The 26,191-nt window shown below is 58.6% G+C and carries 22 protein-coding genes, 1 tRNA gene and 5 pseudogenes; 9 read left to right on the forward strand and 19 right to left on the reverse strand.

The features are described 5' to 3' along the window. Window positions 1-296: 296 nt before the first annotated feature. On the forward strand, window positions 297-1,631 hold the full coding sequence (locus RHM58_RS29530; RefSeq protein WP_322268936.1) for a hypothetical protein: 1,335 nt from the start codon (window positions 297-299) through the stop codon (window positions 1,629-1,631). 139 nt (window positions 1,632-1,770) lie between these two features. Then, a pseudogene (locus tag RHM58_RS29535) lies at window positions 1,771-3,113 on the forward strand (alkaline phosphatase family protein). A 39-nt stretch (window positions 3,114-3,152) separates the two neighbouring features. Here the strand turns inward: RHM58_RS29535 and RHM58_RS29540 are convergent. Further along, the gene (locus RHM58_RS29540) at window positions 3,153-4,241 is read right to left on the reverse strand and encodes a polyamine ABC transporter substrate-binding protein (protein WP_201257582.1); all 1,089 of its coding nucleotides are present in this window, start codon (window positions 4,239-4,241) and stop codon (window positions 3,153-3,155) included. Between the two features lie 48 nt (window positions 4,242-4,289). Beyond that, window positions 4,290-5,591 carry an NAD(P)/FAD-dependent oxidoreductase gene (locus RHM58_RS29545; RefSeq protein ID WP_201204525.1) on the reverse strand — a complete coding sequence of 434 codons (1,302 nt, stop codon included), beginning with the start codon at window positions 5,589-5,591 and terminating at the stop codon, window positions 4,290-4,292. 157 nt (window positions 5,592-5,748) lie between these two features. Here RHM58_RS29545 and RHM58_RS29550 point away from each other — a divergent pair, with 157 nt between their 5' ends. Genes RHM58_RS29550 through RHM58_RS29560 form a run of 3 tightly spaced genes read left to right on the forward strand, consistent with a single transcriptional unit; the run spans window position 5,749 to window position 7,182 of the window. Further along, window positions 5,749-6,645, forward strand: a complete 897-nt coding sequence (locus RHM58_RS29550; protein ID WP_322268937.1) for a LysR substrate-binding domain-containing protein — start codon at window positions 5,749-5,751, stop codon at window positions 6,643-6,645. A 34-nt stretch (window positions 6,646-6,679) separates the two neighbouring features. Then, the gene (locus RHM58_RS29555; RefSeq protein WP_322268938.1) at window positions 6,680-6,826 is read left to right on the forward strand and encodes a hypothetical protein; all 147 of its coding nucleotides are present in this window, start codon (window positions 6,680-6,682) and stop codon (window positions 6,824-6,826) included. A gap of 56 nt (window positions 6,827-6,882) precedes the next feature. After that, window positions 6,883-7,182, forward strand: coding sequence for a hypothetical protein (locus RHM58_RS29560; RefSeq protein ID WP_322268939.1), 300 nt, complete (start codon window positions 6,883-6,885; stop codon window positions 7,180-7,182). A gap of 144 nt (window positions 7,183-7,326) precedes the next feature. Here RHM58_RS29560 and dsdC read toward each other — a convergent pair. From dsdC to RHM58_RS29620, 12 genes and pseudogenes are all read right to left on the reverse strand, one after another. Further along, window positions 7,327-8,273, reverse strand: a pseudogene (gene dsdC / locus RHM58_RS29565) (DNA-binding transcriptional regulator DsdC). A gap of 83 nt (window positions 8,274-8,356) precedes the next feature. Continuing rightward, a complete protein-coding gene (gene dsdA / locus RHM58_RS29570) occupies window positions 8,357-9,706 on the reverse strand; it encodes a D-serine ammonia-lyase (RefSeq protein WP_322268940.1) in 1,350 nt (449 codons plus the stop codon). 41 nt (window positions 9,707-9,747) lie between these two features. Further along, window positions 9,748-11,088: a gluconate:H+ symporter gene (locus RHM58_RS29575; protein WP_322268941.1), complete on the reverse strand. Its 1,341-nt coding sequence runs from the start codon at window positions 11,086-11,088 to the stop codon at window positions 9,748-9,750. 310 nt (window positions 11,089-11,398) lie between these two features. Further along, on the reverse strand, window positions 11,399-12,268 hold the full coding sequence (locus tag RHM58_RS29580) for an AraC family transcriptional regulator (protein WP_322268942.1): 870 nt from the start codon (window positions 12,266-12,268) through the stop codon (window positions 11,399-11,401). A gap of 329 nt (window positions 12,269-12,597) precedes the next feature. Beyond that, window positions 12,598-12,939 carry a GNAT family N-acetyltransferase gene (locus tag RHM58_RS29585; protein WP_322268943.1) on the reverse strand — a complete coding sequence of 114 codons (342 nt, stop codon included), beginning with the start codon at window positions 12,937-12,939 and terminating at the stop codon, window positions 12,598-12,600. A gap of 219 nt (window positions 12,940-13,158) precedes the next feature. Next, window positions 13,159-14,511, reverse strand: a complete 1,353-nt coding sequence (locus tag RHM58_RS29590; RefSeq protein WP_322268944.1) for an OprD family outer membrane porin — start codon at window positions 14,509-14,511, stop codon at window positions 13,159-13,161. A 290-nt stretch (window positions 14,512-14,801) separates the two neighbouring features. Further along, complete coding sequence (locus RHM58_RS29595; protein WP_322268945.1) at window positions 14,802-16,124, reverse strand: purine-cytosine permease family protein; 1,323 nt, start codon at window positions 16,122-16,124, stop codon at window positions 14,802-14,804. 111 nt (window positions 16,125-16,235) lie between these two features. Further along, window positions 16,236-17,209: pseudogene (locus RHM58_RS29600) on the reverse strand (biotin-dependent carboxyltransferase family protein). Next, window positions 17,206-18,078, reverse strand: coding sequence for a 5-oxoprolinase subunit B family protein (locus RHM58_RS29605; RefSeq protein ID WP_201254979.1), 873 nt, complete (start codon window positions 18,076-18,078; stop codon window positions 17,206-17,208). The pseudogene RHM58_RS29600 and the gene RHM58_RS29605 overlap by 4 nt, the downstream one beginning before the upstream one ends. After that, window positions 18,075-19,447 (reverse strand): annotated as a pseudogene (locus tag RHM58_RS29610) (acetyl-CoA carboxylase biotin carboxylase subunit). Before RHM58_RS29610 ends, RHM58_RS29605 begins: the two are co-directional and overlap by 4 nt. 10 nt (window positions 19,448-19,457) lie before the next feature. Then, the gene (locus RHM58_RS29615; RefSeq protein WP_201254981.1) at window positions 19,458-19,703 is read right to left on the reverse strand and encodes an acetyl-CoA carboxylase; all 246 of its coding nucleotides are present in this window, start codon (window positions 19,701-19,703) and stop codon (window positions 19,458-19,460) included. A 93-nt stretch (window positions 19,704-19,796) separates the two neighbouring features. Then, window positions 19,797-20,555 carry a 5-oxoprolinase subunit PxpA gene (locus tag RHM58_RS29620; protein ID WP_322268946.1) on the reverse strand — a complete coding sequence of 253 codons (759 nt, stop codon included), beginning with the start codon at window positions 20,553-20,555 and terminating at the stop codon, window positions 19,797-19,799. A gap of 143 nt (window positions 20,556-20,698) precedes the next feature. On the opposite strand from RHM58_RS29620, the gene RHM58_RS29625 reads away from it, so the two are divergent. After that, a complete protein-coding gene (locus RHM58_RS29625; protein WP_201254983.1) occupies window positions 20,699-21,616 on the forward strand; it encodes a LysR family transcriptional regulator in 918 nt (305 codons plus the stop codon). On the opposite strand, the gene RHM58_RS29630 is transcribed toward RHM58_RS29625, so the two are convergent. Both RHM58_RS29630 and RHM58_RS29635 read right to left on the reverse strand, forming a co-directional pair. Next, window positions 21,537-22,538: an NADP-dependent oxidoreductase gene (locus RHM58_RS29630; RefSeq protein ID WP_322270918.1), complete on the reverse strand. Its 1,002-nt coding sequence runs from the start codon at window positions 22,536-22,538 to the stop codon at window positions 21,537-21,539. The genes RHM58_RS29625 and RHM58_RS29630 overlap by 80 nt on opposite strands. 53 nt (window positions 22,539-22,591) lie before the next feature. Continuing rightward, window positions 22,592-23,032, reverse strand: coding sequence for a DoxX family protein (locus RHM58_RS29635; RefSeq protein WP_322268947.1), 441 nt, complete (start codon window positions 23,030-23,032; stop codon window positions 22,592-22,594). Window positions 23,033-23,218: 186 nt separating this feature from the next. Between RHM58_RS29635 and RHM58_RS29640 the strand changes: the two genes are divergently transcribed. Both RHM58_RS29640 and RHM58_RS29645 read left to right on the forward strand, forming a co-directional pair. Continuing rightward, window positions 23,219-24,124 (forward strand): LysR family transcriptional regulator, encoded by a 906-nt coding sequence (locus RHM58_RS29640; RefSeq protein ID WP_201254985.1) that lies wholly within the window; start codon window positions 23,219-23,221, stop codon window positions 24,122-24,124. Between the two features lie 209 nt (window positions 24,125-24,333). Further along, window positions 24,334-24,552: a hypothetical protein gene (locus RHM58_RS29645; RefSeq protein ID WP_323570172.1), complete on the forward strand. Its 219-nt coding sequence runs from the start codon at window positions 24,334-24,336 to the stop codon at window positions 24,550-24,552. Between the two features lie 106 nt (window positions 24,553-24,658). On the opposite strand, the gene RHM58_RS29650 is transcribed toward RHM58_RS29645, so the two are convergent. Next, on the reverse strand, window positions 24,659-24,994 hold the full coding sequence (locus RHM58_RS29650; protein WP_322268948.1) for a hypothetical protein: 336 nt from the start codon (window positions 24,992-24,994) through the stop codon (window positions 24,659-24,661). A gap of 159 nt (window positions 24,995-25,153) precedes the next feature. On the opposite strand from RHM58_RS29650, the gene RHM58_RS29655 reads away from it, so the two are divergent. After that, window positions 25,154-25,405 (forward strand): hypothetical protein, encoded by a 252-nt coding sequence (locus tag RHM58_RS29655; RefSeq protein WP_201254987.1) that lies wholly within the window; start codon window positions 25,154-25,156, stop codon window positions 25,403-25,405. 83 nt (window positions 25,406-25,488) lie between these two features. On the opposite strand, the gene RHM58_RS29660 is transcribed toward RHM58_RS29655, so the two are convergent. Beyond that, a tRNA-Gln gene (locus RHM58_RS29660) sits at window positions 25,489-25,563 on the reverse strand. A gap of 188 nt (window positions 25,564-25,751) precedes the next feature. Beyond that, window positions 25,752-26,084: pseudogene (locus RHM58_RS29665) on the reverse strand (agmatine deiminase family protein); the annotation flags it as partial. Between the last annotated feature and the right edge of the window lie 107 nt (window positions 26,085-26,191).

Raw genomic sequence — 26,191 nt, forward strand, 5'->3', positions numbered from 1 at the left:
GGTCCGGGGCCAGCAAAATGCCTTACCCGGGATTGAGCGCTTGTAATCAATGCGACTTCACGACAAATCCAGACGCTCGCCTACACTTCTCCCCCAAGTGTTGAGTTTCAAACGATGGTCGACAACCGAGCCATTGGCCTGGACGATAAGTACCTCCCGCCCCGCAGGACTAACGCTAAACCGCTTTTAAAGGTTTCCTGCACGAACTCGTATGCGTTGCTAGTGTTAATAGCTGAAGTGCCCGCCAGTCAGTCGTAGCCGGGATTTACTTTCGGAACCCACCGAGGAGTAAGGCCATGGATGGATCTACAGGCAGTAGACGCCGGACTTATCTGTTCAAGGAAACCCACTTGCAGCCGCTGCAACGCGCCCTGCTCCTCACGGCAATTTTGTTGCTCGTCAATCTGGCCGGCTGGGTCTACATGCTGGAAGTGGCGCGATTCGAACACCCCATCCTGCTGTTTATCATCGTATTGGCCGCGTTCACGACGGTATTGTCTGGCGCCCCGCTCATCATGTTTCTGAGCCTTGGCTGGTTTACCCGCTACAGCGAATTCCAAAACAGTTTGAAAGGCGCAGCCCTGGTGGCCTACCTGCAACGCTTCTGGTCGACCAGCCTGATCCATTCGCTTGAAGATGAAAAGCTGATCAGTCCGGGTAATCCAGCGGATGACTGGAGGACCTGCTCGGAAAGAAACCCGCTGCTGTGCGAGCGCTTGTTTGCGCGGATCTACCATGAACAGTACGGCCTGGTGCCGTTTGTCGTGCCGTTCATTGTTCTGCTCTCAGTGACTTACGCAGCGGCCGCGTTGGTCGCCTCTAATTACTTGGTCCAGAGCTGCGATAACACCTTTCAATTGGCGTGCACCTATAAAATCGACAGCCGTTTGCTGGTGAGTTCAGTGGCGGGGGCCTTCATGTTTGTCGTGAGCGATTCGGTCCTCAGCATCCGCCGAAAATCGCTGAACATCTCCGATGTGTATTGGTACTCCCTGCGCCTGTTTCTCGCCATACCCCTGGCATTGGTCATCGCCAATGTCGATATAGCGGACAGCGGGACACACATTGCCATGGCCTTCGCCCTGGGCACCCTGCCCATCGATCCACTGATGAAAGTCGTGCGCAGGCTGGGGTTTCCTCAACTCACCCAGCAGGACAAGGACGACGGGAGTTCAGACAAATTGCTGGTGCTGGAAGGCGTGACACTGCCGGTGGTGGCGACCCTGGAATCAGAGGGGATCAACTCGATCGAGCAAGTGGCCACGGCAGATCCGGTCCTGCTTTCAATTCGCACCGGGTTCCCTTTCAGGTTCACCTTGCGCCTGGGTTCCCAGGCCATCGTGCGGCGACATCTGGGCGAAAACGCGGCCCGGCTGCTGGTGGTGGGGCTTGCCGATGTCGTTCCGGTTTACCTGTTGGTGCAGGCACTCGATAACCCGGCGGCGCCGCCGGGGCCGTTTCCGCGGATCGAAGCACCGCAAGTGATCATCCAGAACGCCGCCGCCCGGCTCTTCCCCGGTGAAGATCAGGACCAGAGCCAAGCCGTGACCAAAATGAAATTCCGTCAGATTGCCGCCGAAGAATACACGGTGATGCTGGCACGGATAACGCCCCCGGATACCGGGCTGTAATGCTGTAGCTCACGATCATGACGATACACGTCATGGGTAAACGGACTTTTAAATAAGGAATGGACCGTTAGCGGAGAAGGCCATGAAACAAATTGAACATGTCGTCGTTGTGATGCTGGAGAACCGTTCGCTGGATTCGATGCTGGGCTGGCTCTATCCACAAGGCAGCCCGCCGTCGCACGTGTTGCCTGCAACAAGTTCGCCTCAATTTAACGGGTTGAACAGCGACCTGTTCAACCCGTTATCGACGTCTAAGCCGGCACGCCATATTCCGGTGACGACCCAGGCCAGTAGCTTTCAGATCCCTGACCCCGACCCGCAGGAAACGTTTGCCAACGTCACCTTCCAACTGTTCAGGGACGGCCTGGTCGACCCGACGAATACACCACCCTTGGGTTTTGTCGATAACTACGCGACCACACAAACGACTAACCCCGGCCAGATCATGCAATGTCACAGCCCGGCGCAGTTACCCGTGCTGGCCGGGTTGGCTCGCGCCTATGCGGTGAGTGATGCGTGGTTCGCCTCGGTGCCGAGCCAGACCTGGCCGAACCGCGCCTTTGCTCACACCGGAACCTCGAATGGCAATGTCAACAACGGCACACTTCCAGACCCACACGACTGGGATGTCCCCACCATCTTCAACGTCCTGCAATCGGTCGGCTGCAGTTGGGCCGTCTACAGCGATACCATCCTGACCCCGTCGCTGACCCGAACGATGTTCCCGAAATTATGGGACCCCATGCTGAGTCCCAAATTCAGGGGCTTTTCGGCATTTCTGGATGCGTGTGAAACCAACTCGTTACCGCGCTATTCGTTTATCGAACCGAGCTTTCTGGTCGACCCTAACGATCAACATCCCCCCATGATGTGCAGGCGGGCGAAGCCTTTTTGTATTCGATCTGGAACGCTGTCAGTCAGTCGCCGGGCTGGAATGAGACGTTGCTGATCATCACCTACGACGAGCACGGCGGTTGCTACGACCATGTCACACCGCCCTTTAATGCCGTACCACCGGACCTGGTCCGCACCACGGACGGTAGCGGGTTTGACTTCAAGCGCTTTGGCGTACGTGTGCCAGCAGTGGTGATCTCGCCCTATATTCAGGCTGGCACCGTGTTCAGATCAGACACGCCCAACGCACCTTATGACCACACCAGTATTCTGGCCACTTTGCGGGACTGGATCGGCATTGCGCCGCAAAGCATGCTCAACAGCAATCGGATCAAGGCAGCGCCGACCCTCGGTCAGTTGCTCACCCTGAGTACCCCGCGCGCTGACTTGCCCTCTATCCAGGCACCCACAGCCACAACCCAAGTCCAGCCAGCGCTCGCGGCCACGCTCAATGATCTTCAAAAAAGCCTGGTGTCCGGGGCCGCCAAACGTTTCGGACTCGACCTGTCGGGGACGCTGAGCACGGTTGGCACCCGGCAGCAGGCCGTTGATTTCTTCACCAGGCGAATTGTTCACGCGCACTCCTGACGCCTCAGCCAACGGCCCCTCCTGTCGAGGTGCGGGCCGTCAGGTATTAGTTTTCAGCTTGTTCCACAGACGTGTCGTCAACCGTGCGATAGCGGGCGGCAAGTCCTCGACGATGAACAGCTTGTCGAGCACCGTTTTCGGCGGGTAAATCGCCGGGTCCTGCTTCACGTCCGGGGTGACCAGCGCATCCGCCGCGATATTGGGGTTGGCGTAGTGAATGCTGTTGCTGATGTTGGCGATGACCTTGGGCTCAAGCAGGTAGTTCATGTAGGTGTAGCCATTCTTCTCGTGCGGCGCAGCCTTGGGCATGACCACCATGTCCATCCACAGGGTCGAGCCTTCGTCCGGGATCGAATAGGCGATGTTGATACCGTTCTTGGCTTCCTTGGCACTGGCGGCGGCTTGCACGACGTCGCCGTTGAAGCCGATCACTGCGCAGATGTTGCCGTTCGCCAGGTCGCTGACGTACTTGGAGGTGTGGAAATACTGAATGTAAGGCCGGATTTTCAGCAACGCCTGCTCGGCTTTGGCGTAATCCGCCGGCTCGTGACTGTGGTGCGGCAGCCCCAGGTAGTTGAGGGTGATCGGCAGGATCTGCGTCGGGTTATCGATAATCGCCACGCCACACTGGCTTAGCTTCTTGATGTTGTTCTCATCAAAAAACAGGCTCCAGGAATGGGTAACGTCGGTGTTGCCGAAGATCGCTTTGATCTTCTCGACGTTGTAGCCGATACCCGCAGTGCCCCACATGTAGGGATAACCGTACTGGTTGCCCGGGTCGTTGACCTCGAGCTTTTTCATCAGCGCCGGGTCGAGGTTTTTCCAGTTGGACAACTGGCTTTTATCGAGCTTCTGGATCGCCCCGGCCTTGATCAAGCGGGACAGGAAATGGTTCGACGGACTGACCACGTCATAACCGGTATTGCCGGTCATCAACTTCGATTCCAGGACTTCGTTGCTGTCGTGGATGTCGTAAGTCGCCTTGATCCCCGTTTCCTTGGTGAACGTGGGCAACGTGTCGTCGGCGATGTAGCCGCTCCAGTTGGAAATATTGACTTGTTCATCGGCGTACGTGACGGCCGAAAACGTTGTGAGCAGTACCGCCAGGGAAACAGGATGGACGCGCATGTTCGATCACCTTTTGAAGAACTTTTATTGTGTGTGATAGCCGGCTTTCTAGATTTCTGTTCTGGCCCTGACCGCCTCCACGCGCATGCGAAGCATGGCACCGATATCGAGAAAGGGTTTGGGCGGCAGCCAGCCGGGCTGGGCCCTTTGCATGACCGACGTCAACATCGGCGAACGGGTACCCGACGCCAGTTCAGCGAGCAGCCTTCCCCAAAGCGTGCCGCGCGCCACGCCTGAACCATTGCAGCCGGCCACGGCAAATACGCCCTCTTCAACCTGGGCGAAATACGCTTGCCCGGAACGCGAGGCGCTCAGATGACCGGTCCAGGTGTAATCAATGTCTTGCTCGGCCAACCACGGAAATCGGCGCTGCAAACCCAGCACATGGTGTTTTCTGCGCACCTGCAGATCACTGTTGGATAAGTCCCGCGAGCGGTATTCGGCGGTATTGCGGATCATCACGCGCCGATCCGGCGTCAGCCGCACTGTGGCGCCCAGCGGCCGGGTGGACAACACGCCCCAGGGCTCGACATTGCCCATTGCTTGAAATTCTTGCTCAGTCAGCGGCCGTGTGAGGCTGGCGCTGAGTTCCATCGGGAACGTCCCGCTGTTCTCGATGCCCGAACGCGGAATGAAGGCGTTCAGGCAAACCAGCACCTGGTTGGCCTCAATAACGCCCTCGACGGCCCGAGCTCGAACCCGCGCGGTACCCAGCCGCTCAAGGCCGGTGATATCGGTGTTTTCGTAGAGGGTCACATTCGGCGGCAGCGCATCGAGCAAGCCTTTCACGTACTTGGCCGGTTGCAGCAACGCGTTACCGTTGCCGCACCAGATCGCCGCCTGGTAATGGCCGGTGCCGAGTTTTTGCTTGAGTTGTTCACCTTCCAGAAACTGTGCAGAAGCACCGACAGCGTTAAGCGTTTGCAGCTTGGCCTCGACATGGGTCAGCTTGGCCGGATCATTCACGGCGAAGAAATAGCCGGCATCCCGAAAATCGCACTCGATGCCGTGACGGGCAATACGCTGGCGGACTTCCTCGCTGGCGGCGCGTGAAATCGCGGTATCGACTTCATAACCGGCGAACCCTTGATTGCCCAAAAGCTCCTCGGTAGTCGGATGCTCGTGGGCCACGACGAAGCCGGAATTGCGCGCCGACGCGCCCTGCGCCGCGCGCTGCCGGTCGACAATCACGATGCGCGCCTTGGGGTGCATTTCGGCCAGTGAATGAGCGGCGCACAACCCGGTAATCCCGGCTCCGATGATCAGCCAATCGGCTTTTTGCACACCGCTCAGGCGATCACGAACGGGAGAACTCCCCGCCTGCGCAATCCAGCCACATACATTTTCCATGCGTCACCTCATTTGACCGTCGATCGGCGTGCAGCCTCTCTCCTCATATGCGGTAGGCGCATGAGTTGTTTGAGATGGCTGTAGCCAGAGCTAGAATCTATAAGGTCCGTAGTATTACAACCAACGTTATAAAATCATCGGGGCATTCTGAAAACGCATGGATAAAATCCGCCACGTCCCTTCCCTGCAAGGCCTTCAGGCATTGGTGGAGGTCGCTGACTCCGGCAGCTTCACTCAAGCGGCGCAAAAGCTCTGCCTGACCCAAAGTGCCGTGAGCCGAAAAATCCAGCAGTTGGAGACTCACTTCGGCGTACCGCTTTTTGTAAGGAGCAGCCGCAGCCTTCAACTGACTCTGGAAGGCGAGCAGGTGCTGGCGAGTGCGCGCAATATCCTGGGGCAACTGATAACCCTCGAAGATCGACTGTCCCCGCAAAAGCGGCCCTTTCGCATACGCATGCACGTGTCGCTGGCGGTTCGCTGGCTACTGCCAAAACTGAGCGACTTCTACCTGCGTCACCCGGACGTTTCCCTGTCGATCGAAACCGTGGCCACGGAAATCGTCGAACCGGCCAGCGACAGCGACGCCTACATCCTCTACCTGCCCGAGCCGTCGAACGACCCGGCCAGCCTGACCCTGTTCGAGGAAGCGCTGGTGCCAGTGTGTGCGCCGGGGCTGAGCGACTCGGCGCATCCACTGAATTCGATGGACGACCTTGTGCGCTTCGCGCTGCTGCATCGCTCGGCGGACAAGCAAGCGTGGATCGACTGGCTGGCGGCCAATGGTGGAAAACCGCTGGAGGATTACCGGCACATTCCCTTCAACCTTGATGAATTGGCGCTGGATGCGGCGGCGCGAGGTTTGGGGGTGGCAATGACGGATCTGACCCTGGCGCAGGAGTCGCTGGATCGTGGGGTGCTGGTGGTTCCGTTTGGTCAGCCGTTGAAGACTCGGGGGCTCTACTCCTTGTGCCCGCAGCCTTCGGCGGCATCGCATCCGGCGTGTGCTGTGATCATGGAATGGTTTGCGTTGCAGGCTGGGCGGGTTACGGGTTGATCGGGTGAAATCACCGTACTAAAGAGGAGCACTCATGCTGGTCATTACGATGGATTGCGATAGCGTGCATGCCATTGCGAAGCTCGCAACCAAGCCACCGATCGGCCTCCTGGTCGAGGTTGCGGAACATCGAAACGAATATTCTCGAGACAACCCCAAGGGCAGGCCCAACACCGTCTAATCTGAGTAGAGTACGACCACAAACGCACCTCTAACCTCTTTATCCAGGGGAATGGGATGAACGGAAAAACCGAGCATCAATGCACCTCGTGGGTCTTATTCGCCCTGCTCGCCATCAACCTGGCGCTGACAGCGGGATGTTCGAGCAAATCTGCCACGGCTCGCTATTCGACATCAAACACAGGCTCCAGCTGCTATGCAAAAGCGCTACCCACTTCCGGCGAGGGCGGACTGGCTTGGGGTGACACCTTGAGCATGGCTCGCCAAAAATCCCTGGATAATTGCGCGCGCTATGCCGGCCGATCCGGTGGCACGCCGAGTACCTGCCAAGTGGTGTTGGCGAAGTGCAAACATTAATAACCAGACGCGTCGAAGAGAGGCAAAAAAGGGACAAATAGAAAATAAACCTGTCCCCTTTTCATGAAAGCTGCCGATGGCTACCGTCCAGAATCAGCCAGGAACGGACAAGCATCTGTCTGCTCTATGTGTCCCGTAGAGATATCAGATTCCCTGGGGCTGCGACGCGCATTGATACAGCCATTCAATGAATGAAGACACTCGTCGTGGTAACGGCTCAAGTGCCGGATGCACGATGTAGTAATCGTATTCGCCACACCGCGCAAAGCCACCAAACGGCAGGACCAATTTACCTTGCTGGATCGGCCCGCTGACCAGTTGTTCTCGCCCGATCGCCAGCCCCGCATGATTGATTGCGGCGGTCACACACAAATCCGAGCGATCAAAGGTCACCCCCGTTTCGGCATGGGGACACCAGCACCATGGTATCTGACCCACATAGCCCATTCGGAATCAAAGGCTGCATGGTCCCAGGCCAACGAATCATGCAGCAATGTGCAATGCTCCAGTTGCTGCACCGAGTCGAACAACCGATGGCGATCGGCGTATTCAGGGCTACAGACCGGCGCGACCCGTTCTTGCATCAGTTTGTGTGAGATCAGGCCATGGAATTCTCCATTGCCGTAATACAGCGCCAGATCAATCTTTCGAGACCGAAAATCGATGCTGTCATTGCCCACGCGAAGGTCCAGCGTCACCCCGGGGAATCGCGCACCGAACTCCGCCAGGCGCGGCACCAGCCAGGCGTGTGCGATAGAGGGGTGGGCGTAGAGCGTCAGCGGCCCGGCCAGCTCGGCGTCAACTGGCTGGGCGAGGACCTCGGAGAGGTCACCCAGCGTTCGCTGCAAAATCTCGAAGATGCGCTCGCCGGCTTCCGTCAACTGCACCCGGCGGGTCAGCCGCTCGAACAGTTGAATCGACAGCTCCGCTTCCAGCCGGGCGATGCGATGGCTGACAGCGCTGGCGGTCAGGCACAACTCGTCGGCGGCTTTGGTGAAACTGAGATGACGCGCGGCGACCTGAAAGGTGAACAGGTTCGAGAACTGGCTGCTGTTGAGCTTTGCATCCAGTCGAGGCGGTAGGTTGAACAAGTCGCAACTTCCCCTTTTCAATGTATCAACGCCACTTCCCATGCCCCGAACGCCGATCATGCGCCCGGGGCATACCGTCGTTTTCAGCCGTTAAGCACTTGCGCGCCTTGCGCCAGGTAAGCTTGCATCTCGGGTTCGGGGACCATGCTGCCACCCGTGGCCCATATCAGGTGGGTGGCACGGGCGTAAGCCTCTACCCTCAGGCCACTTCGCTGCAAGTACTCGGCGTGATGCGCATGTAGACGTGCAACGCCTGGGACGCCAGCCAAAGCCGACGGTTCCAGATTCAGCCCTTCGCTATCAGCGGTCAGCCAGAGCAAGGCATGCAGTTCGTCATCGCTGACGGTGTAATAACCGTCGATCAAACGTTGCATGGACCGGCCGACAAACCCCGAGGCGCGCCCCACGGCAAGCCCATCGGCTGCGGTAATGTTGTCGATACCAAAATCCTGTACCGACACCTCGTCATGCAGCCCGGTGTAGACACCGAGAAACATGCAGGGCGAATGAGTAGGTTCGGCGAATATACAGTGAACCGCGTCACCGAAGACCAGCTTCAAGCCAAACGCCACTCCGCCAGGGCCCCCACCGACACCGCAAGGCAGGTAGACGAACAGCGGATGCTCGGCATCGACACTCAGGCCCGCCGCGCTCAATTGCCGACTCAGGCGTTCAGCCGCCACCGCGTAGCCAAGAAACAGGTCGGTTGAGTTTTCGTCATCGACGAAATGACAGCCTGGATCGTCCTTCGCTTGCTGGCGCCCCTGTGCCACCGCAATGCTGTAGTCGCTGGCATATTCCATAACGATCACGCCATGGGCGCGCAGTTTGTCCTTCTTCCATTGGCGTGCATCGGCGGACATGTGCACGGTGACCTGAAAGCCCAGTCTGGCCCCCATAAGCCCGATGGATAACCCTAGATTGCCGGTGGAGCCCACAGCAATACGGTATTGACTGAAGAACGCTTGGGCCTGCGGTGTGTCGAGCACTGCATAGTTGCCATCCAGCGTAAGCAATCCGGCTTCAAGGGCGAGTCGTTCAGCATGCTTGAGCACTTCATAGATGCCGCCACGGGCTTTTACAGAGCCCGAGATGGGCAAGTGGCTGTCCTTCTTGATCCAGAGCGCCCCCGGCAGCGCCTGGCCATACCTTGCGCTCAAAGCCGCCCGCAGCGAAGGCAGCGGCTGGATGTCCGACTCTATGATGCCGTGATTTGGCAGTGTTTCGGGGAAGGCAGATTGAAAGTACGCCGCGAAGCGGTTCAACCGGAAACTGGCATCCGCCACATCGTGGGCATTCAACGAAAGGTCTTTCAAGGCTTCGGCGGTCGGTGCACGCACCGGTGTGAACCAGGTGGTTTCACGCAAATCCACCAGATCCTTGATCAGCGGGTGGCTGGTTTTCCAGTTATCCAGCGTTTTGCCTGCAATCATTAATGGTGACTCCTGCATTCAGTGAAAGGGCTGCGAAAGACTTAAACGAAGTGAGAAAGGGTCAGTGTCAGCAACAGGGCAATGATCGACGCCAGCACCGTGGCAGAGGTGAAGGTCTTGAGTGCGTCGGCCAGCGACACGCCCAGGTATTCCTTCACTACCCAGAACGCCGAGTCAGTGACATGGGTCCAGCCGATGGCGCCGGCCCCGATGGCGATTACGATGATTTCCTTGCTGTAGCCCGAGTGCGCTGCCAGCGTCGGCATCACAATTGCTGCGGCGCTCATCATGGCCACGGTCGCGGAGCCCACCGCGAAGTGCATGAGACCCGCCACCAACCAGGCCAAGACCACCGGATTGATGTCCAGCTGAGTCAGAGATTCGGCCAGCACCTTGCCAATGCCACTATCGATGAGGATGCCGTTGAAGGCGCCCCCTGCACCGATGATCAGTAAAATACTGGCCAGCGGCGGCAAGCTTTTCTGGGTGTGCCCCAACAAATCCTGCATCGATAAGCCCCGACGCAGACCCAGCGACCAATAAGCAAAGACCACGGCGATCACCAGCGCTACCAGTGGATGGCCAAGAAACGAGATCAATGCGAACCCTGTCGAGTCTATTGGCAGGGTTACGGCAAACGTTTTGCCGACCATCAGAACCAGCGGTAGGAGGATGGTGAACAACGTCAACCAGAAGCCTGGCAAAAGACGGGCACTGCGTGCCTCGCAACGCTCCTTCAGGAAGGCCTCTTGTGTAGCCGGTGCGTCGATGCGCGCCACCAGCCGAATCCATAACGGTCCCGCCACGATGGCGGTCGGCAGGCCTACCAACAGGCCGTAAAGGATCACCTTGCCGACGTCGGCACCCAGCATATTGGTGATCGCCATGGCCGCCGGATGGGGCGGGAGCATGCAATGCACGCACATAAGCGAAATACCGAGTGGCACACCCAGGTACAACAGATTGATCCTGGTTTCCTTGGCCACGACATAGACCAGAGGGATCAGCAAAATATAACCGACCTCAAAGAACACCGGGATCCCGGCAATGAAGCCGACCAGCATCATGACCCATGAGGCCCGTTGCTTGCCCAGGGCTGCTAACAGAGTCTGTGCAATGCGCTCTGCTCCCCCGGATTCCTCAAGCATTTTACCGAGGATGCTGCCCAGTCCAATGATGGCGGCCAGAAATCCCAGCGTATCGCCCATGCCTTTCTGGAACGAGGTCAGCATGGAGGTCAACGGCATGCCCGAACCGACACCCACCACTGCACTCGCGGCGATCAGTGCCAGGAATGCATGCACCCTGAACCTGACGATCAACACTACGATCATGATGATCGCGGCGAATAACACCCATAGCAACGAAGTACTGCTCACCATCGGTCTACCCTCTTATAGTTTTGTTTCGGGGCTCGTCACAGAACTGTGCGAGGCGCGAGTTAACTACCGGGGCTGCCGACTGACAAAAGATCATTGTTCATCAGACCCATGACGGTGGTTCAACCATGCTGCATGGGGAGGTAAGCAAAGGAGGGAGCTATCCAAACAAGATTCAAAGGCGCGTGATTAACGGTCTCGGAGCAATGTGTATCGTCGGTTTATGGCTGTTAACTGCCCGTCGCGAAGGGGGCAAACGGCCCTGGGCGGACATTCGTCAACGTCCGTTCAGGGTCAAAAGCTGCGCGTCCCACTATTGCAGCGGAACATACACATCCGTTTGCCATTGGTCCTGCGGTGTCTCGGGATAGACGCTCAGGTAATGGAAAAACAACGGCTGGTCACGAAGCTCCTCGCCACTGGCAGGAAGCCAATCACGGTAAATCGGATAGATCGTTTCGCCGATGTGATCCGGTGACCCCACGTGTCGCACCACGACGCAGCGACCGCCAGCAATGACGAGCTCGCGCACGCCGAACTCATTCGGTTTCACCGCCTCGTGAATCTCGCCGCAGATTGCGAAGCGGAATGCTTGCGCAGGTGTGGTATCGGGGTTGCCATAGGGAATGCCAAAGCTGCGACTCGATGCCACCGGCGACTGCCCGCTCTGCTTACGCCACTCGATGAACGTACGCACGCTCTCATTGACGAGCCCGGTGGGGCCGCAGTGCTCAAGCGCTGCGACCCTGAGTTCAGGGAATTCCACGATTCGTACTTGCATGATGATAGTCCTGGAAAAGTGAGGGATGGCAAACACCGCATGCCAGACCTGCCAGTTTGGTTCCTTCCGAAACGCGCTCGGCGCCATACCGAACGCCCGCCTGAACGCCCTGGAAAATGACTCGGGACTTTCGAAGCCGGCACCGAGTGCCGCCTCCAGTACCGAGTGATCCGCAAGGGACGCCAGACAATGCGCCGCGCGTCGTAGCCGCATCAGTTGCACATAACGTGAAACCGGCACACCGACGAACGCGGTGAATTGTCGATGGAAGTGAAACGCCGAAAAATTCGCCACATGGCTCAACGTCTTCACCGACAGGTCACCTTCGAGATTGTCATCAATGTAGGCGAGCACGGCGTTGAAGCGTTTGGTGTAAGCGAAGTGGGTCGGCATGTCAGACACTGGGGCAAGGCTCCTGGAAGTACGGTCGGCAATAGAGTCGACTATAGCGGCGTGAACGTGCCTAGCCGCGCTTGCTCAAGGCGCGTTTTGGATTGGCACATCCCATAAATGAGTGACCGCCCCTTTTCACCCGCACGACGCCTCCCATTGAGCTCGCGTCAGTCCGTAACACTTCGCCGAGGCAGGCGCAGTGGAAATTTTCAACTCGGCGTCATACAAGTGCACTGCACCCAACTTCATCGTGGCTTTTTGCGAACGAGTGTTCGAAGGCGCGATGTGGAAATATACGATTTCGTGGGCCTTGAATGCATGCTCCACCATCAGTCGCTTCAGCTCGCGATTAGAATTGCCCCCCATTTCGCACGCACCAAAAAGGTAAAACCGATGGCGATACTGTCGGGCAGATCCGGCGGCGCGTAGTAGCTTGACGTGCCGACAATCTCTCCCGACTCAATATCGATGACTGCGAGCGCCTTCTTCGTAGCCAGTAGAGAGGCGAAGTACACCTCGAACACCTCGCACTTGTAGCGATCCTTGGCAGGATGGCCGGCCCAAATATCCGGATCAGCCGCCGCCTGATACATGCCTACAAAATCACTGTCGGCCAGAGGTTTAAGTCTCAGGGTGCTCCCGCACAAATTGGGTTGGCAGTCGAAGTCGTGTGCGAGCATGGGTTTGTTTCCGATTGGCCAATGGTTTGGAGCCAGTCTAGAGCGGCAGTTTGATAAGGAAAGATCCAATGCGGCGACTATTGATGGAGCCATCGTGTTCATGAGGGATCCTGCGCCGAAAACGAGAAAAGCCCTGCAAGCGTAAACCTGCAGGGCTTCTCGGTCAGGCTGACCATTTCATTAAACCCGCATTTGCGGGCTTTTTTGCACCATCAGTGCTTACCAAAGCGGTACGACATAACTCACGTAGAGCCGGTTTTCATCCTGCTTGGTCTGGCCCGTCAGGCTCGGGTTGGCCTGGGCGTTTTTCCAGGTCACGCCCAGTCCCTTCAACTTGCCATCAGGCACCTGATAGCTCAGCGCCAAGTCGCGCTCCCATTCGCTGTCGCCGCCTTTAGCTACCTTGATCTTATCGCCGTGCGCGTAGGCGGCCATAAAGCCAAGGCCTTTGATGCCCAACAGACCGAAGTCGTATTTGTATTGAGCCATCCAGGTTTCTTCGCCAGCATGCTGGAATTTGTTCAGTTGCAGGTTGGTCAACGCCGGTGTATCAGCGCCGGAGCCAGGACCTTGTCGGGCATCGCCACTGTTCAGCCCGGAGTCCAGGTAAGGGAAGTCACTGTCACCAGTGTTTTTCTGGGCCCCCAAGCCAATGGTGTGGCCCGCCAGGCTGTAGCTTTCCATCAGGCTGATAGTGGACTGGTTGATACGCCCCTTGGTCGAGCCGTCACCGTAAGAACCCGCGGTGGCAAAGTCGCTGTCGCCATCCGCGTTGCCGCCTACGCCCAAGCTGCGGTAGGCGCGAAAATCACTGAGGAGGCTGCCGACTGGCAGCGCGGTGGTGTGTTTGGCGCCGATGAAGGCTTGTTGGTAGTAGTCCTGAAGATTGGAGTACCACAGGCTTAAGGTGGTGTCCGCCAGGCCTGTGTAGTCAGCACCGCCATAGAGGAAGCGGTCGCTGAGTTTCGCACCGCCGCCAGTGGTCATGTCACTGTCGTTGCTTTCATTGCGGATTTTCGTCCGGACGATGTCGCCACCCGTGAAGGTGAAGTCAGACAGGTCTTTCGACACCAGTTGCACGCCGGTGTTGGTCTGGTGGTACAGACGCCCATCGGTGTTGGCCAGCATCGGGTTATTTTGGTTGAGCATACCCACGCGCAACTCATCCTGGAGGAAGCGCATCTTGAAGGTCGGGCTCAAGACACTAAAGTCGTTGGCGGATTTTCCGTCATCCAGCGGGAACATGCTGCCGGGATAACGACTCTGGTGATCCTTGTCATTCAGGTCACCACCAGAGTCGAGCTTGAGGCCGTAAAACGCCTCAAGATCGAGGCCGAAACCCACAGCACCGTCGGTATAACCGGAGCGGAAATTGAACTGGAAACCCTGGCCCCAGTCGCGGTAACTCTTGGCCTTGGCGGTGCTACCCACCACATCACGGCCTTGTTGATTGAGGTAGCGATTGAGCAGGGTCAAGTCGGCATGGCTGTCGTCGATGAAGTCCGCGTGGGCAGGCAACATCACGCCCCCCAGCAAAGCGCCAACGAGGGGTGCGGCTAGTTTCTTGATCATCATGGATCTCGTTCACAGGGTAATTCACCCTGCCGACGGACTTGTTCATCCAAGGCAATCCGTTACCCATGCATCGGCAGTTTTGCAGCGCTGATGCCAAGCATTTGAGCCGCCGCAATATCTTGAAACGCATTAGAGGCCTCGCATATGACAGTTCGGTTACGCGATCTTGAGATTTACGTTGCATCGAGCAGTTGAACCCACAGCCGATAGCCGACGCTCGAAAAACATCCCGGTAACCGCCCTACCGATCGGCGCAGGGCGGGTACGAAATGAATGACTGCCAGGCCCTACTCCGCCAACTGCAACGGTAACCGGCTACGGCGCGACAACCCTGCCTGCAACGCAAACGCAGCGATTACCGTCGAGGGCGCAGAAAAGCTGCTCAAACCACCACCAGAAAACATCAACGCAAGCCCCAATGCCGTAGCGCCAAACCACGCCGCCAAACCTGCCGGATTAAACGCGGTCACCCGCTCGAGCGCCGCCACGTCACTGCGCCCATAGAGAATCTGCGCCAACGCCACGCCCACCCAGGCCACCACGAAAATCCCCTGATAGGCCAACGCTTTGAGGATGTAGGCAAACACGTCGGCGAGCATCAAGCCGTAGACGATCACACCGACCGCCAATGCCCACATCAAGTACGAACCACGAATGCCAAAGCGCGCAAAGAAGGCCTGCATGTTCAGCGTCGCCAGGTAGTAATTGGCGGTGTTGATCCGGGTTTGCGTGGCCCAGACAAACAGCAATCCCCACAAGCCCATCAACTGCAAAATAGCCATCACCACCGAGACTTCATTCAGTGCGCCTTCGTGGGGAATGCTGCTGACCAGGTAAATGCCGGCCGCGCCATTGAGCAGGAAAGTCACTGCATAGAACGGCATGCCGAAGTTCCAGCGACCGTGATACTCGGCGTCCTCAGGCTTGCCGAAACGGGCGTAATCGAAGGTGAACAGCATCAACACCCAGACGCCCATGTACGCGACGAAGCAGTCCCACCAGCCGAAAGCGCTGGGCGTTGCCGGGCCGAAATCCAGCCATTGCGGCTGATAGCCATAACGGCTGATCGACAGCCCCACCGCCACCAGCAAGCCGCCCAGGTATACCGGCAGCAACACGCCGTTGAGCTTGTCCAGCCAGTGCTGCACGCTGCCCAGGATCATTGGCACGCTGTACAGCACCACGATGAGTGCGGCCAGCGGATAGACAAGTTCCGGGTACAGGTGATGGAGCGCGACGGCAATCACCGAGCCTTCGAACACCGCGTAATAGATCGCCGTGGAGAAGAAGATCAAGGTCGCCAGACACGCCCCGGTGCTGCCGAACAGCAGCCGTGAAAACAGCGCCACCGACAAGCCGCTGCGGATGGCGAAGCGACTAAGCACACTGTTGACCAGACCGTAACTGATCACCGACAGGACCATCCCGATCAGCGCATTGCGCGCACCGAACGACAACGCCAGGGAAGCACCGACCACGATGTAGAACATCGCACTGCACACCGCCCACCAGGCCATGGTCAGGGACAATCGGCCCATGCGCGCTTCGGCGGGAACAGGTTGATTGGCCGGGTCTTGCCCGGTTTGACTCGATTGCGATAAAGCAGCCATATGCGTGAACTCCAGAACCAGTCAAAGGTTGAAGCGCGGGCAGCCGCCACCGCACCGAAGTGCGGCGTTGGCGTACCGTTTGGCATTACCCGCGCGTTGCGGCGGGCAGAATCAGGAAGGGAACAGCTTGCTCAGGCAGCTGAGTTTTTTCTTATAGGAACGTCGCGCTTCCAGCGCCTCTTCGAGGGTGACCGCCACAAAGCGGGCCTTCTGGTTGGGTTGCATCTGGCCGATCAAGTCGAGATCGGCGCTGATCACCGTACCGATCATCGCGTAGCCGCCACCGGACACGGCATCGCGGTGCAACACAATCGGTTCGAGCCCGGCGGGAACCTGGATCGAGCCGATCGGGTAGCAACTGTCGACGATGTTCGACGGATCGGAACCGGCGCCGAACGGTTGTTCGCGCGGCTGAAAGCTCAGCACGCTGCCGCCCTTGAAGCGATAGCCGATGCGGTCGGCTTCCGAGCCGACTGTCCACGGCTCGGCAAAAAACTCTTCGCCGCAGACTCGGTCAAGCGGTGGTAGTACAGACCCGGCACCACTCGCAGGGTGATTTCGCCGCCCAGCGACTGCCGCAACGCCATGGGCAAACTGGCCCCGGCGCGGCTCTTGCCACTGGCGATGCCGACGGGCAATTCGTCGCCCGCGATCAGGCGACGCCCCTGAAAACCGCCCAGTGCGCCGAGCGCATAGGTCGACCGACTGCCGAGTACGATTGGCACATCAATGCCACCGGCCACCGCCAAATACGCACGGGCACCGGCCTTCGGAAAGTCAAAGCGCAGCACTTGCCCGGCCTTCACGGTGAACGCGGTGTCGTGGTGCATTTCCACGCCATCGACCCGTGGCGTCATGTGCGCGCCGCTGACCGCTACCAATGCATCCTGCTGAAACTCCAACTCAGGCCCGAGCAGCGTGCATTCCAGCGCTGCCAAACCTGCCGGGTTGCCGACCAGTTGATTGGCTGCGCTCAAGGCGTATTGATCGAGTGCACCGGAGGGCGGAATGCCCAAGTGGTAATAACCTTCGCGGCCCAAGTCCTGTACCGAGGTGGCGAGACCGGGTTTGATGACCTTGATCATGCCAACACCTCCTGCAGCGACTTGGGGTAGCCGACGGGGTCGGCCAGAAACGCGTCCAGCGAGAACTCCACCGGCCGAATCCGCAGATCAAAGCGCCCCGCTTCCACTTCGGCCACCGCGTGGTCGTAGGCCTCACGGTCCATCGGTTTGAACTGCACGATGTCACCCGGACGGAAAAACACCATGTGTTCCTTCAGGTACGCGAGGTTTTGCTGCGGGTCGTAGATCGGTGCCGGCGTGACGCCAAACATCTGATAACCACCGGCACCGCGCACCGAGTAGATACAGCCGAAGCACCCGCCGTGGCCCAGGGTCAGTTTCGGCGTGTCGGTGCGTGGCCGCAGGTACTTGGGCACCTGCAACTGACGCTCGCGCTTGACCATCTGGAACATGAAAGGCAGTCCCGCGACGAAGCCGACCATCGAGACAAACCATGGTGCACCACTGTGGGCAGCGATAAACGCGTCGACGTCCGCCAGGCCATTGATCCGCGCGGCATATTCAAGATCCGTGGCGCTTGGGTCTTGATGACGATCGCGAAAGCGCATCAGGGTTTCGTGGGTCCAGGGGTCGTTGTAGAGCACCGGAATCTCGATGATCCGCGTCTGCAACGTACGTTCGGCGACCGCCTCGGCCTCGGCGCCTTTCACGGCTTCGAGCAAGGTGTGAGGGGCGATGCGATCCGGGTCAAAACGAATCTGGAATGACGCATTGGCCAGGCACACATCCAGCACACCATCCAGCGCCAGCCGCTCGACCGCACGGGTGACGGCCATGCCTTTGAAGAACGCTTCCAGGGACATGCTGTCGCTGACTTCGGCAAACAAATGCTCATCGGCGCCAAAGCTGTAGCGGATTGGAGTGCTCATGCTTCACCTCCGCTGCGGCGCTCGGCCAGCCAGGTTTCCAGGGTGCCGGTGTGGAAGTCGGCGCTGTGCAGCCACGGTTGCTCCAGCAGTTCGCCGTGCAGCGCCAAGGTGCTGGCCATGCCGGTGAGCGTGGTTTGCGCCACCGCAACCCGCGCGCGGGCCAGGGCTTCGGCGCGGTCCGCTCCGTGAACGATCAGCTTGGCCAGCAACGAGTCATAGTACGGCGGCACGCGATAACCTTGATACAGATGCGTGTCGACGCGAATGCCCTCGCCTTGCGGCCAGATCAGTTCCTCGACCAGACCTGGGCTGGGGAAAAATCCCGCGTCGGGTCTTCGGCGTTCAAACGCATTTGCAACGCGGCGCCGTTGAGCTGGATATCACTTTGCTTGAAGCCCAGCGGTTCACCGCCAGCAATGCGCAGCATCGCCTGGACCAGGTCGATCCCGGTGATCAGCTCACTGACCGGGTGTTCAACCTGAATCCGTGTGTTCATTTCGATAAAGAAGAACTCGCCGGTCGCATCGTCATACAGATACTCCAAGGTCCCGGCGCCCTTATAGCCGAGGGATTCGGTCAGGCGCACGGCGCTGGCGCAGAGGGTTTCGCGTTGCTGCTGACTGAGGACTGGCGACGGCGCTTCTTCGAATATTTTCTGCCGGCGACGTTGCAGCGAACACTCGCGTTCGAACAAATGCACCGCGTGCTGACCGTCACCCAAAACCTGCACTTCAATGTGCCGGGCCTTGCTGATAAACCGTTCCAGGTACACCGCGCCATTGCCGAAGGCAGCCTGGGCTTCGCGCTGGGAACGAGGAAACTCTTCACTCAGTTGTTGGGCGTTTTCCGCCAGGCGAATACCGCGCCCGCCGCCACCGGCCGAGGCTTTGATCAATAGTGGAAAACCGACGGATTCGGCAGCCTTGAGCGTCGATTCAACGTCGAACAGTTCACCGGGGGAACCGGGCACTACTGGCACGCCAGCCTCTTGCGCAGTGCGCCGAGCCTCGGCTTTATCGCCCATGCGCCGGATTGTCTCCGGGCTCGGGCCAACGAAAATAGCGCCCGCAGCGAGGACCGCTTCGGCGAAGTCGGCGTTCTCCGAGAGAAAGCCATAACCGGGGTGCACCGCGTTGGCGCCCGTGGCTTTCAACGCACCCAGCAATGCCTCGACGTTGAGGTAACTTTTGTCGGCGCGGGCCGGACCCAGGACGTGGATTTCATCGGCCATGCGCGCGGCTTGTGAATCGACGTCCGCCTCACTGCACGCGGCAACGGTGGGAATCCCCAGCGCTTTGGCCGCGCGGATAATCCGCACGGCGATCTCGCCTCGATTGGCAATCAGCAATTTATGAATGGCTTGCGTCATGATCGCGCCCTCACTCGTCGTCGAGTGTTGCGACGACTTGACCCGGTTCCACCGGATCACCGTCTTCTACCAGGAATGCGCTGAGGCGACCGGCCGTCCCGGCGGTCAGTTCGGAAAACTGCTTCATGACCTCGATCAGGCCAATCACCGTGTCGGCGTTGACCTGCGCACCCACCTCGACGAAGTTCGCCGATTCGGGGGTGGCTTTGCGGTAGAAGGTCCCGGGCAATGGGGTGATTACAGTGTGTTCGGCCATGTCTGTTCCTCTTGGAATAGTTGTAGAAAGGCAGGCAAAAATGAATCGGTGTGCAAACCCTGGCGTCTGTGTGCCAGGTGTTTTCGTGTGGCATCAGCGCGGTGCGCGCACCTCGATCCCGGCGCTATCGAGCGCATGACGCGTGGCCTCGACCAACGCCAACGCGCCCGGTGTGTCGCTGTGCAAACAGATCGAATCGAATTCAATCGCCAGGTCCTGACCCTCGACCGTGCGCACCACGCCTTCCTGACAGGCGCGCAGCACCCGAGCGGCGACTTGGGCCGGATCGTAAGCACGCACGTTGCGGGTGAAGACGATGGAGCCGCTGAGGTCGTACTCGCGGTCGGCGTAAAACTCGCGGATCACCGGTTGGCCGAGTTCTTTGGCGACACGCCAGATCACAGAGTCGGGCATGCAATACAGCAGCAACTCAGGCTCAAGGCGCTGGAGGTTTTCCACCAGCAAACGGGCGGCCTCCTCGTCTCGGGCCAGGTGCATGTAGAGCGCGCCGTGGGGTTTGATGTGTTGCAGCGCCACGCCTTGAACCCGGGCGAGTTCACGCAGGGCGCCCAACTGATAGAGCATGTCGTCGACCAGCTCCTGGGCCGGGGCATTGATGTGTCGACGGCCAAAACCGACCAGGTCGCGAAACCCCGGATGTGCGCCAATGGCCACGCCCAGGCGCTTGGCCTGTTCGATGGTACGGCGCATGGTGCCGGGGTCGCCGGCATGAAAACCGGTGGCGATATTGGCTGAACTGATGAAGCCCATCAGCTCATTGTCGACGCCATCGCCGATGGTCCATGGGCCGAAGCCTTCACCCATGTCCGAGTTGAAATCTACTGCTTGCATGACGCTTGCTCCTGACGCTTGTGACTTCATGCAAGCCAAGTTAGATTCCTCCCAACCCCTTGGGAAGATCTATTATCAGATAGGCCATCTTCTGAAAAACAGATAGCTTCTGAAGAACAGATAGCTCGTTGTCCGGAGTGTTCATGTCACTGACCCTGCGCCAGGTCCGCTATTTCGTCGCCACCGCCGAGATCGGGCAAATCTCTCAAGCAGCGATTCATCTGAATATTTCCCAGTCGGCGGTGACCACGGCGATCAAGGAACTGGAAGCCATGCTCGGTGCGCTGCTGTTCCAGCGCTCGGCCCAGGGCATGAGCCTGACCGATGCCGGACGGCACTTTCTGAATCGGGCGTACGTGATTTTGCGCAGCGTCGATGACGCGTTGAACAGTCCGTTGCCCGACATACGCGCCAGTGGCCTGTTACGTTTGGCCGCGAGTTACACCGTGATCGGCTATTTTCTGCCGCATCACCTGCAACGGCTGGAACACTGGCACCCGGACGTGGCCATCGAAGTCCATGAACAAGAGCGGACCGCCATCGAGCAAGGCCTGCTGGAAGGTCGATTCGACATGGCGGTGGTGCTCACCGCGAACCTCACCCACCCGGACATCGTCTCGGAAATTCTCTTCAACTCCGAACGCCGGTTATGGCTGCCCAGCCATCATCCGCTGTGCGAACGTTCGGCGGTCAGCCTCGCCGACGTAGCGAAGGAACCCTACATCCTGCTGACCGTCGACGAAGCCGAACAAAGCGCCATGCGTTACTGGGAACATGCACACCAGCAACCGAACGTGCGGGTGCGCACCAGTTCAGTCGAAGCGGTGCGCAGCATGGTCGCCAATGGCAGCGGCGTAGCGATCCTCTCGGACCTGGTGCACCGCCCCTGGTCACTGGAAGGTAAACGCATTGAAACCATGACGATCACCGACAAGGTGACGCCGATGAGTGTCGGACTGGCATGGCATCGCGAACGGGAATTCAGCCCGGCGATGCAGGCGTTTCGTAACTACTTCCACGATGCGTTTCTGGCACCGCAGCAGTTGTCAGCGCGGCGTTGAGGCCCGTTGTATCGAGGACGATCTTGCCGCGAGCATGCCCGCCCCTGCTTTTTTCGAGTGCCGCTTTCACGTCGCTCAAGGGATACGCTTCGACTTCAACCGTGATGCGTCCCTTGTCGAACAACTCAGCGATAAGTGAAAGCTGCTTCCCGTCCGATCGGGTGGTGAAGTTCATGGGGGTCACATCGTAGTCGTTGGCGAGCGACATGTTCGGGGCGCTCACCGACGAGATCAACACACCATTTCGCCTCAGCACCGCAAACGAGCGGTTTTGTGTTTCGCCCCCCACCAGGTCCAGCACCACATCAACGCCGGACACCCACTCCTCGAAGGCCAGGGCGGTGTAATCGATGGTTTGATCCGCGCCGATTTTTTTCAGATAAGCATGATTGCCCGCAGACGCGGTGGCGATGACTTCAGCCCCAAGGTACTTGGCGATCTGCACCGCCATGCTACCCACGCCACCCGCCGCCGCATGGATCAACACTTTCTGGCGCCGTTGCACACACGCGTGCTCGGTCAGCGCCTGCCACGCCGTCAGGGCCGCTGCCGGAACAGCTCCGGCCTGAAGTGCGCTCAGTGACCGGGGTTTTCTGGCCAGTGTTGAAACAGGAGCGAGCGCTTTGCTCGCGTACCCGCCAACAATGTTGATGAAACCAAACACTTCATCGCCGACCTCGAACTCGGTCACTCCCGGCCCCTTCGCGATGACCGTACCGGCCACTTCCACACCCGGGGTGAAAGGTAATGGCAGCGCAATAAACGCTTTTTTCTCCCCGGACAGTATTTTCCAATCGATTGGGTTGACCCCGGCGCCGGCGACTTCGATCAGTACCTCGCCTGCACCCGCAATGGGATCGGCGATGTCTTCCAGGCGCAAAACCTCAGGGTTGCCGTATTCGTATACGCGTATGGCTTTCAGAGTGGCCTCGACTATTCAAAAGACGTGTGATGAGGACTGCATGACGCAGCGAATCAGCGGCGGCGAGCGTCGAGGCTGAAGCGGCCAGCGCCGAAGGCAACGACCTGCAACAGGCCACCGGCCATCGCGATATTTTTGAAGAAGTGAATGAACTGGTTTTGATCCGCCAGTGCGTTATGGAAAGCCAGGGCGGTGGCCACACTGAACAGCGCCAGTACCGAGGCCACGGCGCGGGCGCGATAACCCACCACCAGCGCTACGCCACCGCCGATCTCAATAATGACCGCCAGTGCCAGGGCTAATGCTGGGAAAGGCAGCCCTACGGAGCCGATGTAACCGATCATCATGGCCGGGGCCGCCAGTTTCGAAAAACCCGACAGGATAAAAATGGCGCTGAGTAATACGCGGCCAATCAATGATGCCGACGCTTGGGTAGCGTCGGAGCGGCTCTGTTCAGAGGTGGCTGATTGAGCGATGTTTGCAGACTGAGACATGGAATATTTCCTTCGAGGGTGCGCGATTCGGAACGAACCGCTGCAGTGAAGAAATCTTGCGCCACGCCAGCTAACCTGAATAGCTGACTAATTTAGATCATTAGATTCGACAAAACAGGCAAGGCCACTGCGAGAACCTTGCAATTTCGGACTAATATCGACCGATACGCTCGAGGAAAAACAGACATGATTTCTGAACCCGGCACACCGACGCTGGACCAATTGCGCGTGTTCCTGACGGTCGTAGAAGTCGGCAGTTTTGCGGCGGCGGCAAGAAAACTGCACCGGGCCACCTCGGTGATCAGCTATTCAATCGCCAACCTGGAGATGCAACTCGGCGTGTCGCTTTTCGACCGTCATACGACACGCAAGCCGCAACTGACTGAGGCCGGACTCACGGTGTTGGCCGAAGCCAGAACCATCGCCAACGGTATTCATGGATTACGGGCCAAAGTAAAAGGCCTGCTGCAAGGACTCGAAGCTGAAGTTCACTTGGTGCTTGATGTCATGCTCCCCGCCGAGCGCGTAGTCGATGCACTCAAATCATTTCGAGAAGAATTTCCGACCGTTGCACTCCACCTGCATATGGAGGCGCTCGGCGCCGTCACCCAACTGGTGATTAACGGCGGCGCGGTGGTCGGCGTCAGCGGCCCGATGAATGAAGGGATTGATGGCATTGAAAGAATCGGGGTTGGCAGTGTCGAGTTGATTCCGGTTGCAGCCCCACATCACCCGCTGGTTTCAATGAAACTGAACGTTCCAGGTGCCGGACGTGAGTTCATCCAACTCGTGCTGTCCGATCGTTCGCCGCTGACAAAAGACAAGGATTTCGCAGTCCTCAGTACGCGTACCTGGCGCCTGGCAGACCTGGGGGCAAAACACATGTTGCTGCGTGAAGGCATTGGCTGGGGGAACATGCCCATCACCATGGTCAGGGAAGATTTGGATGCCGGTCGCCTCGTTCGCCTGAACCTGTCGGAATACAGCAGCGGGATCTATGCCTTCGACGTCATCTATCGCACGGATCAACCTCCTGGTCCCGCCGCGAAGTGGCTGGTTGATCGGTTCGTTCAACAATGCACCGAGCCTTAAACAGCAGCGACGCAGGCCCGCGACACCTCCCAGGCTTCGCCGAAAACCCCGTTTCCGGATCCGGCGCGCAGGGTAATACCGCGCGCACCCTCTGTCGCCCTCACCCGATAACGAACGCTCCTCGCCACACCCAAACGGGCTGATACTCTTCACGCTACCAGCGCACGTAACGGGCAGGCTGGCTGATCTGAGGTGCGGGGTCGCCCGACCTGCGTTACGAATGCCAGCTCGCAGTGGCGCAAGGCGATTTCGTCATGCTGCATGGCCGGTTCTCTGGTCTCGGCCAGCCCGCAAACTGGGTCGTGGTCGACATCCTTCGCCTCGAGGACGGCGTGATGGTGGAGCATTGGGACGTTATCCAGGATGAGGCGACCCGCGAAAGTTCAGCCGGTGGCCATCCCATGTTCGGCGATAACTTCCCGGACTGACGGCCCCGAACCTGCACGCAAAAAGCCCCGCGACCCAATGAGTCGCGGGGCAAAAAATTGGTTGGTTGCGGCCAACCAAAGGAGCATCGTTAAAGCATTGAAGGGGTTACAGGCATTCCTGCGCGGCACGCTCGAAACTCGAAGGCATGAAGCTCGATGTCAGCAAGTGGCGTTCATACAAAAACACCTTGCCGCCGTTGGGGGCCTTGTAGGCTTCAAGCACGTTGTCCGCCGCGACTTTGCTCGGCACCACGATCCGATAGCTGCGCTGGGTTTGCGAGACGGTCGGGGCCAGTGCGCCACCCTGTAGCTTCGGCACTACGCAATCAGCGTACTGGGCAGGCGTTTTTTTGGTCTGCAAGATCTGCGTCGGGTCGTTCGGCGCGGAGGCGCAACCAGCCAGCAGCAAAGGCACAACAGCCAGTCGGGTCAATCTCTTCATCGCGCATATTCCTTGAGCAGCGTCTTCAATGGCGGCGATTTTCGATGATTGCCCGGCGAAGCAGAACTTGCGTTTCTTGATTGTCACTATTACTTGAACCGATAGTTGCACCACGCGCAGACTGCATGACAGCCCGACTCCAACTAAAAGGATTTCTCCGTGCGAACGTTTGACCTGATCCGCGATGCCGTCCTGCCAGAATTCCGTGACCGGGTGGCTGAATACCTGATCGAGTACGAAACCGTGCTGGCTGAAAAAGCGCCCGATTCGGAGCAAGTGCGTACCACGGCCCATCAGTTGCGTGGCTATTTGCGCGGTTTGAACACCACACGGGTGTTGGGGATGGCGGATTGGGAGGAACTGGATCGGCGCGTGGTGGGGACCTGGCTGGCGCAGCACGAAGGGCTGTAAGCCGGGCCGACAGTGCAAAAAGCAAAAAAGGGGACTGATTTATTTTCTGTTTAGAAAATAAATCAGTCCCCTTTTCAGGAATATGGCAGGGGCGGCTGGATTTGAACCAACGCATGGCAGGATCAAAACCTGCTGCCTTACCGCTTGGCGACGCCCCTGTAGGTGTTGCGACGAGTGCCTGGCACTCTCTTGCTGATTCTGCAGCGTGTAACAACACGCCCTGTTAGGGGCTCTGCAAGAATGCGCGGAAATTTACCAACTTTTACGCCATCTGGAAAGCCCCTTTACAAAACAATTTTGTTTTAAAACAGCCAGTTAACTTTGATCGAGCGCTGCACGCCCCTGATCAAGCCATCGGCTGATGACTGGTCACGCAGTGAATACCGCCCCCGCCAGCGGAAATCGCATCAATATTGAGCTGCACCACCTCGCGGTCCGGGTAGAGCTCGGACAACAGGCTAAATACCCTCGCATCCGCCGCACGATCACCAAACTCGGGCGCTATGACCGCACCATTGATCACGAAGTAGTTGATGTAGCCCGCCGCAAAGTCCGGGTTGTTCTTGCTGAATTTGCTCGGTCGCGGGTTGAGCGGTGGCGACACGGTGTGCACCTGTAGCTTGCGGCCATCGGCATCCGTGGCGTTTTTGAGGATTTCCAGATGCGCACGGGTGACCTTGGCGCCTTTCGCCGCCGCCTCACGCACCAACTGCTCGGCCTGATCAAGGTTGTGTTGTAAATCCCAGGTGCAGGGCATCTGGGTGGTGGCAATCGTCAACAAGGTCA

This window comes from Pseudomonas sp. 10S4 (assembly GCF_034344865.1).
GTDB lineage: Bacteria > Pseudomonadota > Gammaproteobacteria > Pseudomonadales > Pseudomonadaceae > Aquipseudomonas.